17 protein-coding genes are annotated in these 17,843 nt (G+C 64.0%); 16 read left to right on the plus strand and 1 reads right to left on the minus strand.

Features of this window, described 5'->3' with window-relative positions; genetic code table 11:
* Positions 1–4 precede the first annotated feature (4 nt).
* The 16 genes from ACEN8I_RS09190 to ACEN8I_RS09265 all read left to right on the plus strand — a co-directional run bounded on the left by ACEN8I_RS09190 (position 5) and on the right by ACEN8I_RS09265 (position 16,591).
* Positions 5–1,297, plus strand: a complete 1,293-nt coding sequence (locus ACEN8I_RS09190; protein WP_413328064.1) for a branched-chain amino acid ABC transporter permease — start codon at positions 5–7, stop codon at positions 1,295–1,297.
* Entirely contained in the window at positions 1,294–2,073 is a 780-nt protein-coding gene (locus ACEN8I_RS09195; protein WP_413328066.1) for an ABC transporter ATP-binding protein, read from the plus strand. Before ACEN8I_RS09190 ends, ACEN8I_RS09195 begins: the two co-directional genes overlap by 4 nt.
* A complete protein-coding gene (locus ACEN8I_RS09200) occupies positions 2,074–2,769 on the plus strand; it encodes an ABC transporter ATP-binding protein (RefSeq protein WP_413328067.1) in 696 nt (231 codons plus the stop codon).
* A gap of 219 nt (positions 2,770–2,988) precedes the next feature.
* The gene (locus ACEN8I_RS09205; protein ID WP_413328069.1) at positions 2,989–5,097 is read left to right on the plus strand and encodes a 3-hydroxyacyl-CoA dehydrogenase NAD-binding domain-containing protein; all 2,109 of its coding nucleotides are present in this window, start codon (positions 2,989–2,991) and stop codon (positions 5,095–5,097) included.
* A 47-nt stretch (positions 5,098–5,144) separates the two neighbouring features.
* Positions 5,145–6,320, plus strand: a complete 1,176-nt coding sequence (locus ACEN8I_RS09210) for an acetyl-CoA C-acyltransferase (RefSeq protein ID WP_413328070.1) — start codon at positions 5,145–5,147, stop codon at positions 6,318–6,320.
* Positions 6,321–6,411: 91 nt separating this feature from the next.
* The gene (locus ACEN8I_RS09215) at positions 6,412–8,235 is read left to right on the plus strand and encodes an acyl-CoA dehydrogenase (protein ID WP_413328071.1); all 1,824 of its coding nucleotides are present in this window, start codon (positions 6,412–6,414) and stop codon (positions 8,233–8,235) included.
* Positions 8,235–8,465, plus strand: coding sequence for a hypothetical protein (locus tag ACEN8I_RS09220; protein WP_413328073.1), 231 nt, complete (start codon positions 8,235–8,237; stop codon positions 8,463–8,465). The genes ACEN8I_RS09215 and ACEN8I_RS09220 overlap by 1 nt, the downstream gene beginning before the upstream one ends.
* A gap of 216 nt (positions 8,466–8,681) precedes the next feature.
* Positions 8,682–9,473: an SDR family oxidoreductase gene (locus ACEN8I_RS09225; protein ID WP_413328074.1), complete on the plus strand. Its 792-nt coding sequence runs from the start codon at positions 8,682–8,684 to the stop codon at positions 9,471–9,473.
* 25 nt (positions 9,474–9,498) lie between these two features.
* Positions 9,499–9,936 (plus strand): PaaI family thioesterase, encoded by a 438-nt coding sequence (locus tag ACEN8I_RS09230; RefSeq protein ID WP_413328191.1) that lies wholly within the window; start codon positions 9,499–9,501, stop codon positions 9,934–9,936.
* 52 nt (positions 9,937–9,988) lie between these two features.
* Positions 9,989–11,005: an NADP-dependent oxidoreductase gene (locus ACEN8I_RS09235; RefSeq protein WP_413328075.1), complete on the plus strand. Its 1,017-nt coding sequence runs from the start codon at positions 9,989–9,991 to the stop codon at positions 11,003–11,005.
* Between the two features lie 24 nt (positions 11,006–11,029).
* On the plus strand, positions 11,030–12,670 hold the full coding sequence (locus ACEN8I_RS09240; protein WP_413328076.1) for an isovaleryl-CoA dehydrogenase: 1,641 nt from the start codon (positions 11,030–11,032) through the stop codon (positions 12,668–12,670).
* Between the two features lie 26 nt (positions 12,671–12,696).
* Positions 12,697–13,635 carry a glutathione S-transferase family protein gene (locus ACEN8I_RS09245; RefSeq protein ID WP_413328077.1) on the plus strand — a complete coding sequence of 313 codons (939 nt, stop codon included), beginning with the start codon at positions 12,697–12,699 and terminating at the stop codon, positions 13,633–13,635.
* Positions 13,632–14,087 (plus strand): GNAT family N-acetyltransferase, encoded by a 456-nt coding sequence (locus ACEN8I_RS09250; protein ID WP_413328079.1) that lies wholly within the window; start codon positions 13,632–13,634, stop codon positions 14,085–14,087. The genes ACEN8I_RS09245 and ACEN8I_RS09250 overlap by 4 nt, the downstream gene beginning before the upstream one ends.
* A gap of 92 nt (positions 14,088–14,179) precedes the next feature.
* A complete protein-coding gene (locus ACEN8I_RS09255; RefSeq protein ID WP_413328080.1) occupies positions 14,180–15,085 on the plus strand; it encodes an SDR family oxidoreductase in 906 nt (301 codons plus the stop codon).
* A 74-nt stretch (positions 15,086–15,159) separates the two neighbouring features.
* The gene (locus tag ACEN8I_RS09260; RefSeq protein ID WP_413328081.1) at positions 15,160–15,951 is read left to right on the plus strand and encodes an alpha/beta fold hydrolase; all 792 of its coding nucleotides are present in this window, start codon (positions 15,160–15,162) and stop codon (positions 15,949–15,951) included.
* 46 nt (positions 15,952–15,997) lie between these two features.
* Positions 15,998–16,591 (plus strand): thioredoxin fold domain-containing protein, encoded by a 594-nt coding sequence (locus ACEN8I_RS09265; RefSeq protein ID WP_413328082.1) that lies wholly within the window; start codon positions 15,998–16,000, stop codon positions 16,589–16,591.
* Positions 16,592–16,594: 3 nt separating this feature from the next.
* Here ACEN8I_RS09265 and serA read toward each other — a convergent pair whose 3' ends face one another.
* Complete coding sequence (gene serA, locus ACEN8I_RS09270) at positions 16,595–17,824, minus strand: phosphoglycerate dehydrogenase (RefSeq protein ID WP_413328083.1); 1,230 nt, start codon at positions 17,822–17,824, stop codon at positions 16,595–16,597.
* Positions 17,825–17,843: the final 19 nt, after the last annotated feature.

Below are 17,843 nucleotides of genomic sequence, written 5' to 3' on the forward strand. Positions count from 1 at the left end.
GCACATGTCCACCCCGTACTACCAATTCAAACCCTATAACGTCGGCCGCTGGCTGCTGTGGACGCTGTACGCGCTGCTGCTGATCGCCGCGCCGCTGATGTTCAAGAGCAGCCTGGCGCTGACCATGCTGTCGCAGGCCGGCTATCTGGTCATCATCTGCCTGAGCTACAACATCCTGCTGGGGCAGGGCGGCATGCTCAGTTTCGGCCATGCGGTCTATGCCGGGCTGGGCTCCTTCCTGGCCGTGCATGCGATGAACCTGGCCGGCAAGGGCTCGTTCTATATCCCGCTGTCGCTGATCCCGCTGGTGGGCGGCCTGTCGGGCCTGTTCTTCGCGGCGCTGCTCGGCTATGTCACCACCAAAAAGGCCGGCACCACCTTTGCCATGATCACGCTGGGCGTGGGCGAGCTGGTGTTCGCCATGTCGCTGATGTTCCCTGAGTTCTTCGGCGGGGAGGGCGGCATCACCACCAACCGGGCTTACGGCAAGCCGGTGTTCGGTATCAGCTTCGGCCCGCAGATCCAGGTCTATTACCTGATCGCGTTTTACTGCTTTATCTGCACCGCCGCGATGTTCGCCTTCACGCGCACGCCACTGGGGCGCATCCTGAACGCCGTGCGCGACAACCCCGAGCGCGTGGAGTTCATAGGCTACAACACGCAGCGCGTGCGCTACTACGCCTTCATCATCGCCGGCTTCTTTGCCGGCATAGGCGGTGGGCTGGCGGCCATCAACTCGGAAATCGTCACGGCTGAAGTCGTGAGCAGCCTGCGCTCGGGCAGCCTGCTGCTGTTCACCTTCCTGGGCGGGGCGACCTTTTTCTTCGGCCCCATCATTGGTGCCGGCCTGCTGGTGGTGGCGCTGATCCTGCTGTCGGAGCTGACCATGGCCTGGCTGCTGTATGTGGGCCTGATCTTTTTGTTTATGGTGATGTATGCGCCCGGCGGCATCGCCAGCCTGATCATGATGAATTTGCGCGTGGCCGCCTTCGGCAAGCTCAGGGAGTTGTGGGTCGGCTACCTGGGCCTGGCCGTGACGGCTTTCACCGCGCTGGCCGGCGCGGCCGCCATGGTCGAGATGGTTTACCACCTGCAGCTCAACGCGGCCCTGGGCCCCGAGCTTGGTTTTATGGGCGTGCGGCTCAATGCCACCAGCCTCAACAGCTGGCTGGGTGCGGGCTTTGTGCTTGCCACCGGCCTTGGGTTGTTTGAACTCACGCGCCGGCAATTCCTCACGCAATGGAGCCAGATCCAGGATGACATTGAAAAAGAAATCAAGCGGAGGGAACTGTTGTGAGTGCAATCACCTGTTCGCTTGAACTGAAGGATTTGCGGAAAAACTTCGGCAAGACCGAGATCATCCGCGGCGCCAACCTGAAGGTGCAGGCCGGCGAACGTGTCGCCATCATCGGCCCCAACGGCGCGGGCAAGTCCACGCTGTTCAACCTCATCAGCGGGCGCTTTGAGCCCACGAGTGGTGAGGTGTTGCTCAACGGCCAACGCATAGACGGCAAGAAGCCGTTTGAGATCAACAGGCTGGGCCTGTCGCGCAGCTTTCAGATCACCAACATCTTCCCCAAGCTCAGCGTGTTCGAAAACCTGCGCTGCGGCGTGCTGTGGAGTCTGGGCTACAAATACACCTTCTTCCGCTTTCTGGCCGATCTGGACGATGCCAACCAGCGCGCCGAGGAGTTGATGGCCATGATCAAGCTCGACAAGAAGCGCGACGTGCTGGCCACCAACTTGACCTATGCCGAGCAGCGCGCGCTGGAAATCGGTATCACGATTGCCGGCGGCGCCAGCGTCATCCTGCTGGACGAGCCCACGGCCGGCATGAGCCGCTCCGAGACCAGCCGCTTTATCAACCTGATCAAGGAAGTCACTGTGGGCAAGACTCTGCTGACGGTGGAGCACGACATGGGCGTGGTCTTCGGCCTGGCCGACAAGATCGCGGTGGTGGTGTATGGTGAAATCATTGCCTACGACACGCCCGAGGCCGTGCGCGCCGACCAGCGTGTGCAGGAAGCGTATCTCGGCTCATCCGTAGCTGACGCACAAGCAGGAGGGCACTGAATGCTGCATATCCAGAACCTCCACGCCTTCTACGGCAAAAGCCATGTGCTGCACGGCGTGCATTTCGACGTGCAGCCCGGCCAGATCGTCGCCTTGCTGGGCCGCAACGGCTCGGGCCGCTCCACCACCGCCAAGGCCATCATGGGCCTGGTCGACTGCCAAGGCTCCATACTCTGGAAAAAGCAGGAGATCGTCGGCAAGAAGGCCTACCAGATCGCCCACTTGGGCATAGGCTATGTGCCCGAAAACCGCGACATCTTCCCCAAGCTCACGGTGCACCAGAACCTGTTGCTGGGCCAGAAGGGATCCGGCAAGGGCTCGCGCTGGTCGTTTGAAGACATGTACCAGATGTTTCCCCGGCTGCGCGAACGCCAGCATACCGAGGCCGGTGTGCTCTCGGGCGGCGAGCAGCAAATGCTGACGCTGTGCCGCACGCTGATGGGCGACCCCGACCTGATCATCATCGACGAACCCACCGAAGGCCTGGCGCCCAAAATCGTTGAACTCGTGGGCCAGTACCTGCAGACGCTCAAGGCCAAAGGCATTTCGGTCCTGCTGATCGAGCAGAAGCTGACGATTGCCATGCAGATTTCCGACCGTGCGCTGGTCATGGGCCACGGCAGCATCGTGTTTGACGGCACACCCGACAGCCTGCGAGCCGACGCCTACATCCGCAAAGAGTGGCTTGAGGTGTAAAAAATGGTATGGACTGTCCCGGGCCTGTCACCGCAGGGACAAAAATAGACCAAACACCCCAACCCGGGCCTTGTGTCGTCACAAACGCCCCCTACAATAGAAAAAGAACGGTCGTACTTTTTTGGGCGACCGCTGGTGTCGCCACCAGGGCTTGCAGGGCCGCAGCGCCAGCCGAGACAACTGAAAACCGAAACTCCCATCAAGGAAAGAAGCACAGCAATGACCACTCTTTACGAAGTCCATGGCCCCGTCGCGCTCATCACGCTGAGCAACCCGCCCGTCAACGGCCTGGGCCATGCCACCCGCCTGAGCCTGACCGACAACCTGCAAAAGGCCAATGCCGATGCGGCCGTCAAGGCCATCGTGATCACAGGCGCCGGCAAGGCCTTCTCGGGCGGCGCCGACATCAAGGAATTCGGCACGCCCAAGGCGCTGACCGAGCCCAACCTGCTCAGCGTGATCCGCGCCGTTGAGAATTCCGCCAAGCCCGTCGTGGCCGCGATCCATACCGTCTGCATGGGCGGCGGCCTGGAACTGGCCCTGGGTTGCCACTACCGCATCGCCGCGCCCGGCACCAACATCGCCTTGCCCGAAGTCAAGCTGGGCCTGCTGCCCGGCGCCGGCGGCACGCAGCGCCTGCCGCGCGTGCTCGGCGTGGAGCCGGCCCTGAACATGATCGTGAGCGGTGAGCCCGTCAAGAGCGAATTGCTCGCGCAAATCCCCGGCCAGAAGCTGTTTGACAAGCTCGCCGCCTCGCCCGAATCGCTGGCTCAGGAAGCCCTGGCCTTTGCCCAGTCGATTTCCGACACCCGGCCGCTGCCGCTGGTGCGTGAGCTGCGCGCCAAGCACCCCAACGGCGACGCCTACTTCCAGTTCGCCCGCAACATGGTCAAGGGCATGTCCAAGAACTTCCCCGCGCCGCTCAAGTGCGTGGACGCCGTGGAAGCCGCCACCAAGAAGAAATTCGAAGAAGGCATGGCGCTTGAGCGCGAGTTCTTCATCAACCTGATGTGGACGCCTGAAAGCCGCGCGCTGCGTCACATCTTCATGGCCGAGCGCGCCGCTTCCAAGATTCCCGACGTGCCGGAAGACACGCCCAAGCGCGAGATCAATTCCGTTGCGGTGATAGGCGCCGGCACCATGGGCGGTGGCATCGCCATGAACTTCCTGAACGCCGGCGTTCCGGTCAAGATTCTCGAGATGAAGCAGGAGGCGCTGGACAAGGGCCTGGGCATCATCCGCAAAAACTACGAAGCCCAGGTCAAAAAGGGCAAGCTCAAGCAGGACAAGTATGAGCAGCGCATGAGCCTGCTCAGCACCACGCTGAGCTACGACGACCTGAAAGACGCCGACATGGTGATCGAGGCCGTGTTCGAGGATATGGGCGTGAAGGAAAAAGTCTTCAAGGAGCTGGACCGCGTGATGAAGCCCGGCGCCATCCTGGCTTCCAACACCTCGACGCTGGACGTCAACCAGATCGCCGCCTTCACCAAGCGCCCGCAGGACGTGGTGGGCATGCATTTCTTCAGCCCCGCCAATGTGATGAAGCTGCTCGAAGTGGTGCGCGGCGCCAAGACCGGCAAGGACGTGCTGGCCACCGTGATGGCGGTGGGCAAGAAAATCAAGAAGACGGCCGTGGTCTCCGGCGTGTGCGACGGCTTTATCGGCAACCGCATGATCGAGCAGTACGGCCGCCAGGGCGGTTTCCTGCTCGACGAGGGCTGCACGCCCGAGCAGGTCGACAAGGCCATCGAAAAATTCGGTTTCGCAATGGGCCCCTTCCGCATGGGCGACCTGGCCGGCAACGACATCGGCTGGGCCATCCGCAAGCGCCGCTACACCGAAAAGCCCGACATGAAGTACAGCAAGACCGCCGACCTGCTCTGCGAGAAAGGCCGCTTCGGCCAGAAGACGGGTGCCGGTTGGTACGACTATGTGCCCGGCAAACGTGACGCCATCCCGAACGCCGAAGTCGTCAAGATGATTGAAGACCATCGCAAATCGCTGGGCATCACGCCGCGCAAGATCTCCGACGAGGAAATCGTGCAGCGCCTGGTGTTCTCGCTGGTCAACGAGGCCGCGCACATCCTGGAGGAGGGCATTGCCTCCAAGGCCAGCGACATCGACATGGTCTACATCATGGGCTACGGCTTCCCCGTCTATCGCGGCGGCCCCATGCTGTACGCCGACCAGCTGGGCCTGTTCAACGTGGTGCAAAGCATGAACCGCTTCGCCCAGAACCCGCTGGACGACGCCAAATTCTGGAAGCCCGCGCCCCTGCTGGCCAAGCTCGCGGCTGAAGGCAAGACCTTCAACCCGACCGTCTGAACCCAGCGCACCGCACAGATCAACGCACCCAGATTCCGGAGAATTTCATGAGCTCAGCAGTCATTGTTTCCACCGCACGCACCCCCCTGGCCAAAAGCTGGAAGGGCTCTTTCAACATGACGCACGGCGCCACGCTGGGCGGCCACGCCGTCGAGCACGCGCTCAAGCGCGCCGGCATCGAGGCCGGCGAGGTCGATGACGTGATCATGGGCTGCGCCACGCCCGAAGGCGCGACCGGCGCCAACATCGCGCGCCAGATCGCGCTGCGCGCCGGTTGCCCCGTCACCGTGTCGGGCATGACGGTCAACCGGTTTTGCTCGTCGGGCCTGCAGACCATTGCCCTGGCGGCCCAGCGCGTGATCGCCGGCGAAGCCGACATCTATGTGGCCGGCGGCGTCGAAAGCATCTCCTGCGTGCAGCAGGAAATGAACACCCACATGCTGCAGGAAGCCTGGCTGGCCAAGAACAAGCCCGAAATTTACTGGAACATGCTGCAGACCGCCGAGCAGGTCGCCAAGCGCTACAACATCTCGCGCGACCGCATGGACGAGTACGGCGCGCTGAGCCAGCAAAAGGCCACGGCCGCGCAGGCCGCGGGCCTGTTTGAAGCCGAAATTGCCCCCATCACAGTGACAGCCGGCGTGGCCGACAAGGTCATGGGCCTGACGACCAAACAGGTCACCGTCAGCAAGGACGAAGGCATACGCGAAGGCACGACCAAGGAAGGCATCAGCGGCATCAAGCCGGCCATCCCCGGCGGCGTGATCGCGGCCGGCAACGCCAGCCAGTTCTCCGACGGCGGCGGCGCCGTGGTCGTCATGAGCGAAACCGTCGCGCAAAAGAAGGGCCTCAAGCCCCTGGGCCGCTTCCTCGGTTTTGCGGTTGCCGGCTGCGAACCCGACGAGATGGGCATAGGCCCGGTCTTTGCAATCCCCAAGGTGCTGGCCAAGCTGGGCCTGAAGATCGACGACATCGACCTCTGGGAACTCAATGAAGCCTTCGCCGTGCAGGTGCTGTACTGCGCCGACAAGCTGGGCATTCCCATGGACAAACTCAATGTCAACGGCGGCGCGATCGCCGTCGGCCACCCCTACGGCGTGACCGGCCAGCGCCTGACGGGCCATGCGCTGATCGAAGGCAAACGCCGCGGCGCCAAGCGCGTCTGTGTGACCATGTGCATTGGCGGTGGCATGGGCGCGGCCGGCATTTACGAAGTCCTCTAAACCGGGCAAGCACCATGGATGAAACCCTGCTCCTTCAGAAAGGGCAGGTGTTTCCTGCCTTCCCGCCTGCCTGCGTACCGGGGAGGCCGTCATGAGCCTCAGGCCCACGCTGGACTTCCTGCTGTACCACTGGCTGGACGCCGAATCGCTGAACCAGCGCGCGCGTTTCGCCGACCATTCGCGCGAGACTTTTGACGCGGTCTTCGACACCTGCGAGCGCATCGCGCGCGAGAAATACGCGCCTTTCAACCGCACGGTGGACACGCAGGAGCCGCATTTCGACGGCGAAAAGGTGATCCTTCCGCAGGCCACGCACGACGCGCAAAAGGCCTACGCAGCCTCCGGCATGCTCAGCGCCGCGCAGGACTATGAAGTCGGCGGCATGCAGCTGCCCTATACCGTCGAAGCCGCGGCCAACGCTTTTTTTGCCATGGCCTCGGTCAGCATAGGCTCGGGCCTTTTGACCACCGGCAATGCCAACCTGCTGATGGTGCACGGCACCGAGCTGCAAAAGGAAGTGTTCGCCAAAAACGAATTCTCGGGCCGCTTTTCGGGCACCATGTGTTTGTCCGAGCCGCAGGCCGGCTCCTCGCTGAGTGACGTCACCACGCGCGCCGTGCCCGACGGCGAAGGCTTTGAAGCCGACCCGCTGGGTGCGCGCTACCGCCTCAAGGGAAACAAGATGTGGATTTCGGCCGGCGAGCATGAGCTGACCGACAACATCATCCACCTGGTGCTGGCCAAGATACCGGGGCCGGACGGCAAGCTGATCGCCGGCACGCGCGGCATCTCGCTGTTCATCGTGCCCAAGAAGATGGTCAATACCAAGGGCGAGCTCACCGGCGTACGCAACGACGTGGCGCTGGCAGGCCTGAACCACAAGCTGGGCTGGCGCGGCACCACCAACACCTTGCTCAATTTTGGCGAGGGCAAATACCCGGTGGACGGCCAGGCCGGCGCTGTCGGCTACCTGGTGGGCAAGCCGCATGAAGGCCTGCGCTGCATGTTCCACATGATGAACGAGGCGCGCATAGGCGTGGGCACGGCCGCCACCATGCTGGGCATGGCGGGCTATTACGCGAGCCTCGACTATGCCAAAAACCGGCCGCAGGGCCGGCCTGTCGGCGTGGGCGGCAAGGACGCCTCCCAGCCGCAGATCCGCATCATTGAGCACGCCGACGTCAAGCGCATGTTGCTGGCGCAAAAAGCCTACTGCGAAGGCGCGCTGGCGCTGGAGCTGTACTGCGCGCGCCTGGTCGACGAGAACCATACGGCCGAGGCGCAAGCGGCCGATGATGCGCGCCTGCTGCTCGAGGTGCTGACGCCGATTGCCAAGAGCTGGCCCAGCGAATGGTGCCTGGAGGCCAATTCCCTGGCCATCCAGGTGCACGGCGGCTATGGCTACACGCGCGACTTCCCGGTGGAGCAGTATTGGCGCGACAACCGCCTGAACATGATCCACGAGGGCACGCACGGCATCCAGGCCATGGACCTGCTGGGCCGCAAGGTGCTGATGGAAGGGGGCAGGGGGCTGCAGCTGCTGGCCGCCCGCATCAACGCCACGATTGAAAAAGCCATACAGCGGCCCGAGCTGGCGGTGCACGCCAATGCGCTGGGCAAGGCGCTGCAGCATGTGGGCAGCGCCACCAAGGCGGCATGGGCCACGGGTGAGCCCGGCGAGGCTTTGGCCAATGCGGTACCCTATATGCAGGCCTTCGGCCACACCGTGCTGGCGTGGCTGTGGCTGGACGTAGCCCTGGCCAGCCTTTCATTAGCCCCGGATGCACCGCATGCGGGAAGAATGGGGGCCATGCGCTACTTTTATCATTACGAGTTACCCAAGATCGACGCCTGGCTCAAAGTGGTTGAAAGCCGCGACCTGACCTGCGCCGAGCTGCCCGAGGAGGCTTTTTAATGGCATTTTTCAAACCGTCCGCCGATCCTGTTTCCAACAAGAACGTGGCGCGCCTGCAGGCCCTGATCTGGATACTGATCTACGGCGGGTTGCTGACCCTGGTGCTGGGCCTGTCGGTCCAGCGCACGGACGACGCCATAGGCTGGTCGCTGGTGGTTGGCGGCGGCATTATCGCGGCGGTGGGTTTTTTGCTGATCTACGTGCGCTCCCGCATCAACGTGGGGTCGTGAGCACCGCCCCGGCGGAAGCCGCACAGAAGTCGCCGCCACGACAGCATGGGCTGCAACAGGCGCGATGTTGTGCCAACATGGCGAAGTCCCCACGCAAGTGAAAACACCGCGGCCTCGGCCGCCTGATTACCACCCTTGTTCCCAACCCATGACCCTAGCCCCAGGCCGCAAGCGCTGCCTGACAGGCAAACATGAACCACACACAGGAGACCCTCCATGACCCGTACCATCCAGCAACTGTTTGACCTCAAAGGCAAGACCGCCCTCGTGACCGGCGGCTCGCGCGGCCTGGGCCTGCAACTGGCCCAGGCGCTGGGGGAGGCCGGCGCCAGAGTCATCCTGAGCTCGCGCAAGGCCGAAGACCTGATCGAGTCCGCCGCTGAACTCAAGTCCGCCGGCATAGACGTCGACTGGATCGCCGCCGACTGCTCGAAAGAAGAAGACATACGCGCGCTGGCCGACGAGGCCATCAAGCGCCTGGGCCATGTCGACATCCTGGTCAACAACGCCGGTGCCGCCTGGGGCGCGCCCGCCGAGGACCACCCGGTCGAAGCCTGGGACAAGGTCATGAACCTCAACATTCGCGGCTATTTCATCCTGAGCCAGCACATCGCCAAGCACAGCATGATCGCGCGCAAGTCCGGCCGCATCATCAATGTGGCCTCCATCGCAGGTCTGGGCGGCAACCCGCGCGAGATGACCACCGTGGCCTACAACACCTCCAAGGGCGCCGTCGTCAATTTCACGCGCGCGCTGGGCTGCGAATGGGGCAAGTACAACATCACCGTCAACGCCATCTGCCCAGGCTTTTTCCCGAGCAAGATGACCGTCGGCACGCTCAAGGCGCTGGGCGAGGAAAAGCTCGCCTCGCACGCGCCGCTGGGCCGCCTGGGCGACGACGAGGACTTGAAGGGCCTGTGCGTACTCTACGCCTCCGATGCCGGCAAACACATCACGGGCCAGTGGCTGGCGGTCGATGGCGGCGTATCAGTAGTAACAGGTGGTTGATCAGGTGAAGGGTTGGGACGAGCTGATGGACTTCGGCGCCGACATTCCTTTCGTCAGGCATCTGGGCTTTGAGCTGGAGCTGTTCACGGGCGGCGCCTCGGCCATAGGCTATACGCCCCAACCCGAGCACCTCAACTCTTTTGCCGTGACGCACGGCGGCGCCATCATGACGCTGCTGGACGTGACCATGGCCACGGCGGCGCGCAGTGTGCAAAAAGACATGGGTGTGGTCACCATTGAAATGAAGACCAGCTTCATGCGCCCGGCGCCCGGCGACGGTAGCCGGCTCACAGCCAAGGGCCGGCTCATGCACCGCAGCGCCACCATGGCTTTTACCGAAGCCACGTTATACGATGTGCTGGGCCAGGCCTGCGCGCATTCGACCGGCACCTTTAAATACGTCAAACGCAAGCCCGCCGCCGTCCCGGCGGATGCGCCCGGCGGCGCGATTTCCACCGATTGACGCCCCCCGCCGCGACCTGAATCGCGGCACACACTATTCACAGGAGACCCCCATGCCCATCAACCAGCAAATCCTTCTCGACAACCGCCCCACCGGTGAAGCCAGCGCAAGCAACTTCATGCTGGTCTCCAGCGACACGCCGCCCCTGCAGGACGGCCAGGTGCTGGTGCGCCACCACTACCTGAGCCTGGACCCTTACATGCGCGGCCGCATGAACGACAGCAAAAGTTATGCGGCGCCCCAGCCGCTGGGCCAGGTCATGATTGGCGGCACGGCCGGTGAGGTGGTTGAAAGCCGCTCGCCCAAATTCCAGCCCGGCGACAAGGTCGTCGGCATGGGCGGCTGGCAGCAATACAGCGTGGTCAATGCCGACCAGCCCGGCGCGCTGCGCAAGGTGGACACCACCCATGTGCCGCTGTCGCACTACCTGGGCGCGGTCGGCATGCCCGGCGTCACTGCCTGGTACGGCCTGGTCAAAATCATAGAGCCCAAAGCCGGCCAGACCATGGTGGTCAGTGCCGCCACCGGCGCCGTCGGCAGCGCCTTCGCCGCGCTGTCCAAGGCCCGCGGCTGCCGCACGGTCGGTATTGCGGGTGGACCCGATAAATGCAAGTACGCGGTCGATGAACTCGGCTTTGACGCCTGCATAGACTACAAGCTGCACGCCGACGCGGCCTCGCTGTCCAAGGCCTTGCGTGATGCCTGCCCCGACGGCATAGACGGCTATTTCGAGAACGTGGGCGGCATGGTGCTGGACGCCGTGCTGCCGCGCATGAACGCCTTCGGCCGCATCGCGCTGTGCGGCGTGATCGCGGGCTACGACGGCCGGCCCTTGCCGCTGGCCCATCCGGCGCTGATCCTGACCAGCCGCCTCAAGATTGAAGGTTTTATCGTGGCCGAGCACATGGAAGTCTGGCCCGAAGCCCTGAAAGAACTCGGCACGCTGGTCGGCACCGGCAAGCTGCGCCCGCGTGAAAGCGTGGCGCAGGGCATTGAGTCGGCGCCCGAAGCCTTCCTCGGATTACTCAAGGGAAAAAATTTCGGCAAGCAGCTCGTCAAGCTGATTTAAGCCAAGCTCAGCAGGAGGTTTGCGATGAACCCCACCCATGAGGTCTTCAACCAGCCCGCGCCGCTGTCGGACTACAACCTGCTGGCCACCAACCGGCCGCTGCGCGATGCGTTGAAATTCAACGCGCCTGGCCTGGACAGCACGGAACTGGGCCAGCTGGGCGCCGCGCTGGGCAGCAGCGCCATGCAGACCCATGCGCGCCTGGCCAATGTGCATGGGCCGGTGCTGCACAGCCATGACCGCTTTGGGCGGCGTGTGGACCAAGTGGAGTTCCATCCGAGCTACCACGTGCTTATGAAACTGGCGACGGGTGCGGGTTTGCATGGCACGCCGTGGACCGGTGAGGAACCGTCCGCCCATGTCCGGCGCGCAGCAGGCTTCATGCTCTTTACCGAGCTGGAGCCCTCCATCCTGTGCCCCATTTCCATGAGCTATGCGGCCACACCCGCGCTGCGCGGCAACACGGCGATTTACGCCGACTGGGGCCCCAAACTGGCCAGCCGCGCCTACGACGCCGAACTCAAGCCCTGGCAGGCCAAGGCCGGCCTCACCATGGGCATGGGCATGACCGAAAAGCAGGGCGGCTCCGACGTGCGGGCCAACACCACGCGGGCCGAGCCCTCGGGCCGCGACGGCTGGGGCGAGCGTTATGCCATTACCGGCCACAAATGGTTTTTTTCGGCGCCCATGTGCGACGCCTTCCTGGTGCTGGCCCAGACCCAAAGCGGCCTGAGCTGTTTTTTCCTGCCGCGTGTGTTACCGGACGGCGGCCTCAACGCGATCCGCATCCAGCGCCTGAAGGACAAACTCGGCAACAAGGCCAACGCCAGCTCCGAAGTGGAGTTCGAGGGCGCCCAGGCCTGGCTGGTCGGGGAGGAAGGCCGCGGCATTCCGCAGATTCTGGAGATGGGCACCATGACGCGGCTTGACTGCGCACTGGGCACCAGCGGCCTGATGCGGCAAGCGCTGGCCCTGGCGTTGAACCACACCTCCCAGCGCAAGGCCTTCGGCAAGCTGCTGGTGGAGCAGCCCTTGATGCGCAATGTGCTGGCCGACCTCGCGCTTGAATCCGAAGCCGCCACGGCGCTTGCCCTGCGCCTGGCGCGGGCCTTCGACCGGCCGGGCGATGCCCACGAGGCCGCCATGGCGCGCCTGTTGACGCCGGTCGCCAAGTTCTGGATCTGCAAGCGCGGCAGCCACTTCGCGCAGGAGGCCATGGAATGCCTGGGCGGCAACGGCTATGTGGAGGAGGGCGGCGAAGGCATCATGGCCCGCGTCTACCGCGAAATGCCGCTCAACTCGATCTGGGAAGGCGCGGGCAACATCATGGCGCTGGACTTGCTGCGCGCCCTGCGCAAGGCCGATGCCGTGGCCGCGCTGGCGCAGGAACTGTCGGCCGCCAAAGGCGCGCACCCGGCGCTGGACAGGCTGGCCGCCGCCTTGCCCACGCGCATTGAAGAAATGGCCAGCGAAATCGAGGCGCGCCGCCTGGCGCAGGACGTGGCGCTCGCGGTGCAGGCCGCGCTACTGCTGCAGACGGCACCCGCTGCGGTCTTTGGCGCTTTTTGCGATTCCCGCCTGGCCGGCAACTGGGGCCAGTCCTTCGGCACGCTAGGCGCCGGCACCGATTTCGACGCCATCATCGCGCGGGCCATGCCTCGTTAATCCCACAAAAAATCCCGGAGACACCCATGAGTGAGCTGATTCTTCACCACTACCCCACATCGCCCTTCGCCGAAAAAACGCGGCTGATGTTGGGCTACAAAAACCTGGCATGGAAGTCCGTCATCATCCCGATGATCATGCCCAAGCCCGACGTGGTGGCGCTCACGGGCGGCTACCGCAAGACGCCCATTCTGCAGATAGGCGCCGACATCTATTGCGACACCGCATTGATCAGCGATGTGCTCGAACATTTGCAGCCGACACCCTCGGTTTACCCAGAGCCCAGCAAGGGCCTGGCGCGCACGCTGGCGCACTGGGCGGACAACACCCTGTTCTGGACCTCCATGGCCTACAACAGCCAGCCCAAGGGAATCGCGCAGATCTTCGAGAAAGCGCCGCCCGAAGCCGCGCGCGCCTTCGGCGAAGACCGCAAAGCCATGAGCTTTGGCATGCCGCGCCTGCGCGCCGGCGATGCTGCGGCGGCCTACAAGTCTTATTTGCGGCGCATCTCCGACATGCTGGACGACAGGCCCTTCCTGCTCGGTGAAGTGCCCTGCATCGCCGATTTCGCGATGTACCACCCGCTGTGGTTCACACGGGTGCAAACCCCGGTGCTCGCCGGCATTCTCAAGCTCACGCCGGCCGTGCTGGACTGGATGGACCGCATGGCCGCCATAGGCCAGGGCAGTTCTGAAAAGCTCAGCTCCACCGACGCCATCGCGGTGGCCGCCGCGTCCACCCCCGCGCCGCTGCATGACGACCTGTTCCAGGACGAGCACGGCATCCCGCTGGGTACCCTGGTACGAATCACCAGCGAAAGCTTCGGCCCCGAGCCCACCGAAGGGGAACTGATCGCCGCCACCCGCATGCACTACACGCTGCGCCGCAGCGACCCGCGCGCGGGCACGGTGCATGTGCATTTCCCGCGCATAGGCTATTCGCTGAAAGCCGCCACCCCCGAATGACCGGCATCCTCACCTGGCGTTTTCTGCCCTTCAGCGCGCTAAGCACGCTGGAACTGTATGAACTGCTGCAACTGCGCAGCGAGGTTTTTGTGCTCGAGCAAGCCTGCGCCTTCCAGGACCTGGATGGCTCCGACACCGAGGCCATGCATTTGCTGGGCGTGCGGGACGGCCGCCTGGCCGCGTATGCGCGCTGCTTTGCCGCCGGCGTGAAATTCGCCGAGGCCAGCATAGGCCGTGTGGTCACCCATGCCTCGGCGCGCGGCGGCGGAATCGGCCATGTGCTGATGAAAGAGGCGGTGGGACGTTTGCAAGCGCAGTGGGGCCCGCAAGCCATACGCATAGGCGCCCAGGCGCGGCTGGAGAAGTTCTACAACCAGCACGGCTTTGTGCAGAACGGCGAACCCTATATCGAAGACGGCATACCGCATATCGAGATGCTGCGGGCGGCCTGAATGACTCGAATGACCTGAGTTGCCTGGGTGACACGCGCAAGGACGTGCCTCATGGACAATTTTCCCATTCACGCAATCAAGGAAGACACGCAATGATCACGGACTTCAAAGGCAAAACCGCGGTGCTGACCGGCGCGGGCTCGGGCTTCGGCCTGGAATGCGCGCGCCTGGGCGCCAAACTGGGCATGAACCTGGTGCTGGTCGATGTGCAGCAGGACGCGCTGGACAAGGCCGAAGCGGAAATGAAGGCCGCCGGCGCCCAGGTGCTGTCCTTCAAGCTCGACGTCTCCAGCGCCGATCAGATGGAAGCCATGGGCAAGGCCGTGTTCGAGCGCTTCGGTGCGCCGCACTTCGTCTTCAACAACGCCGGCGTGGGCGCGGGCGGCCTGATCTGGGAAAACAGCCTCAAGGACTGGGAATGGGTGATGGGCGTCAACGTCATGGGTGTGGTGCACGGCGTGCGCATCTTCACACCCATGATGCTCGAAGCCGCCGCCAAGGACCCGTCCTGGCAAGGCCACATCGTCAACACCGCCAGCATGGCCGGCCTGCTGAACCCACCGAACATGGGTGTCTACAACGTCAGCAAGCATGCGGTCGTGGCCCTCAGCGAAACCCTGTACCAGGACCTGGGTCTGGTGACTGACCAAGTCGGAGCTTCGGTGCTGTGCCCCTTCTTTGTGGCCACCGGCATAGGCATGAGCCACCGCAACCGCCCGGCCGAGCTGGCCGCGGGCAAGCCCACCAAGAGCCAGATGATCCAGCAGGCCATGACCGGCAAGGCCGTGGGCTCCGGCAAGGTCACGGCGGCCGACGTGGCGCAGCTGGTGTTTGATGCCATCGCCAACAACCAGTTCTACATCTACAGCCATCCCAAGGCCATCCATTCGGTACAGACGCGCCTTGAAGACGTGCTGCAGGCGCGCAACCCGACAGACCCCTTTGCCGACAAGCCCGAGATCGGCCAGCAGCTGAAAGCCGCGCTGCGCGGCGCTTGATGCGCCACAGTCTCGCTGCCCTTGCGGGCCTGCTACTGTTTGGCTTGGCGGGGACGAGCGCGCTGGCGGATCAGATGAAAGTGGAGAAATGCCCCGACGGGAAATTCGCCGACGGGAGGGAGCGGGCAGGGGACAGCCGTCACTGCGTGGTGATCCGCAGATTGGCGCCTGATGCCACCACCTTTTCAACGCCGACCGCGCGTGCCAGGTTCAAAGTCCTGGTGGTCTTTCTGCACGGCGACAACGGCGGGCGCATTGAATTGAAGGCCGACAGCGGTACGACCGCCATGCTGACGGAAAAGCTTCAGGCCGTCACCATCGCCATCCAGCGGCCCGGCTACCGCAGCGAGTTGGGTGTGTCCGACGGCCAGTCGGGACCAGGCGATGACGACTACACGCCTGAGAATGTCGAAATAGTCGCCAGCGCGCTGGGCAACCTGCGCAGACTCAACTTCGACAAGAAGATTTTGCTGGTCGGCCATTCGGGCGGCGCGGCCATGGCCGCTTTGCTGGCCAGCCGTTTTCCGGGCAGCGCCGACGCCTACCTGCTGGCCGCCTGCCCTTGCGATGTGCCCGCCTGGCGCCAATGGCGGGCCGGCTCGGCCGGCAAGACCGGCGTTTGGACCAGCCTCTCGCCGCTGGCCGAGGCCGTAAAAATGTCGCCCGGTACGCCGATCAGCCTGGTCGTCGGCAACAAGGACGAGAACACCTTGCCCCTGTTCAGCGAAACCTACGCCAGGGCCTTGCAGGCCCGCGGCTTCAAGACCCGCGTGACCTATGCGATGAACGCGACCCATGTGTCGGTGCTGCGCTCACCGGAATTCTTCATGCTGGCGGGGGGATTGGTCGATTTGCTGTCGAAATAGGCTGGCTCGGCTATTCTTGGCCTTTCGTTCACAGACGGCCGACACCATGCCCAAACTCCTGTCCCCATTTTTCGCCACCGCGCTTATGGCCGCCACCCTGCTACTGGCCGGCTGCAACGATGCCCCCGAGGCTTCCTCGTCCAAAACCGCGGCGGCGGTACCCGTTTCGGTGGAAGCCATCGCGGCCGAGGCCAAGGGGTTTACCGCCGGCTCGCAAATGAGCAAGCGCACCGTCTATGTGTTTTTTGACGCGCAGTGCCCGCACTGCGCCGCGCTGTGGGAGGCCGCCAAGCCGCTCAAGTCACAGGCCAGGTTTGTCTGGATTCCCGTCGGCCTTCTGAACGCCGCCAGCACCTCGCAAGGTGCCACCTTGCTGGCCGCCGGTGACCCGGTGGCCGCCATGGATGAACACGAAGCTTCCATGAAAGCGGGGCGGGGCGGCATCAGCGCCGCCAGCAGCATAGACCCGCAAAAAGACGCCGTCGCCAAAAATACCGCCCTGATGACCCGCATGGGTTTCAGCGCCATCCCCAGCATCGTCGGCACCCATGCGCAGACCGGTGCGGTGGTGGCGCAGGAAGGCGCCTTGCCGACGGCCGCGCTGGCGAACCTGCTGGGTTTGCAGGTGCCGGCGCAGTAAGCCTCAGAACAAAACGCGGCTGCGTATGGTCCCGGGCACCTCGGCCAGCTTGGCCAGCGCCATGTCGGAGTGCGCGGCGTCGATGTCGATCACGACGTAGCCCACGGCTTCATTCGTCTGCAGATACTGCGAGGCGATGTTGATGCCGTTGCTGGCGAACACCTTGTTGATTTCCGACAGCACGCCGGGCACATTGCGGTGGATGTGCAGCAGGCGGTGCTTGCCGGGGTGGGCCGGCAGCGCGACCTCGGGGAAGTTGACGGATGAGGTCGAGGTGCCGTTGTCGCTGTACTTCACGAGTTTTTCGGCGACTTCGATGCCGATGTTTTCCTGCGCTTCCATGGTGGAGCCGCCCACGTGCGGCGTGAGGATCACGTTGTCCAGGCCGCGCAGGGGCGATTCGAAGATGTCCTTGTTGCTGCGCGGCTCCACGGGGAAGACGTCAATCGCGGCGCCCAGCAGTTTCCTGTTTTTCAGCGCTTCGGCCAGTGGCTCGATCTCGACCACCGTGCCGCGCGAGGCATTGATCAGCACGCCGCCGGGCTTGATCGCGGCGATTTCGGCCGCGCCCATCATCCATTGCGTGGCCTGGGTTTCGGGCACATGCAGGCTCACCACATCGGATTGGGCCAGCAGGTCTTTGAGCTGGGCCACCTGGCGCGCATTGCCCAGGGGCAGCTTGGTCACCACGTCGAAAAACACCACATGCATGCCCAGGGCCTCAGCCAGCACCGAGAGCTGCGTGCCTATGGAGCCGTAGCCGACGATGCCTAAAGTCTTGCCGCGAATCTCGTAGGCGTTCTCGGCCGACTTGAGCCAGCCGCCGCGATGCGCGACCGCGCTTTTTTCAGGCACGCCGCGCAGCAGCAAAATCGCCTCGGCCAGCACCAGCTCGGCCACCGAGCGGGTGTTGGAGTAGGGTGCGTTAAACACCGCGATGCCGCGCTCGCGGGCCGCGTTGAGGTCGACCTGGTTGGTGCCTATGCAAAAGCAGCCGACGGCAGCCAGCTTGGATGCCTGGGCGAACACTTCGGCCGTGAGCTGGGTGCGCGAGCGTATGCCGACAAAATGCACGTCGGCGATCTTGGCCTTGAGCTCGTCGTCCGGCAGGGCACCGGACAGGCTTTCAATATTGGAATACCCCGCGGCCTTGAGAACCTCCACGGCGGAGGGGTGTATGCCCTCGAGCAGCAGGAATTTGATTTTGTGCTTGTCGACCGAGGTTTTGTTCATGGAGGCGGGCGGGGGATGG

The sequence above is a fragment of the Polaromonas sp. CT11-55 genome, from assembly GCF_047303325.1.
GTDB lineage: Bacteria > Pseudomonadota > Gammaproteobacteria > Burkholderiales > Burkholderiaceae_C > Polaromonas.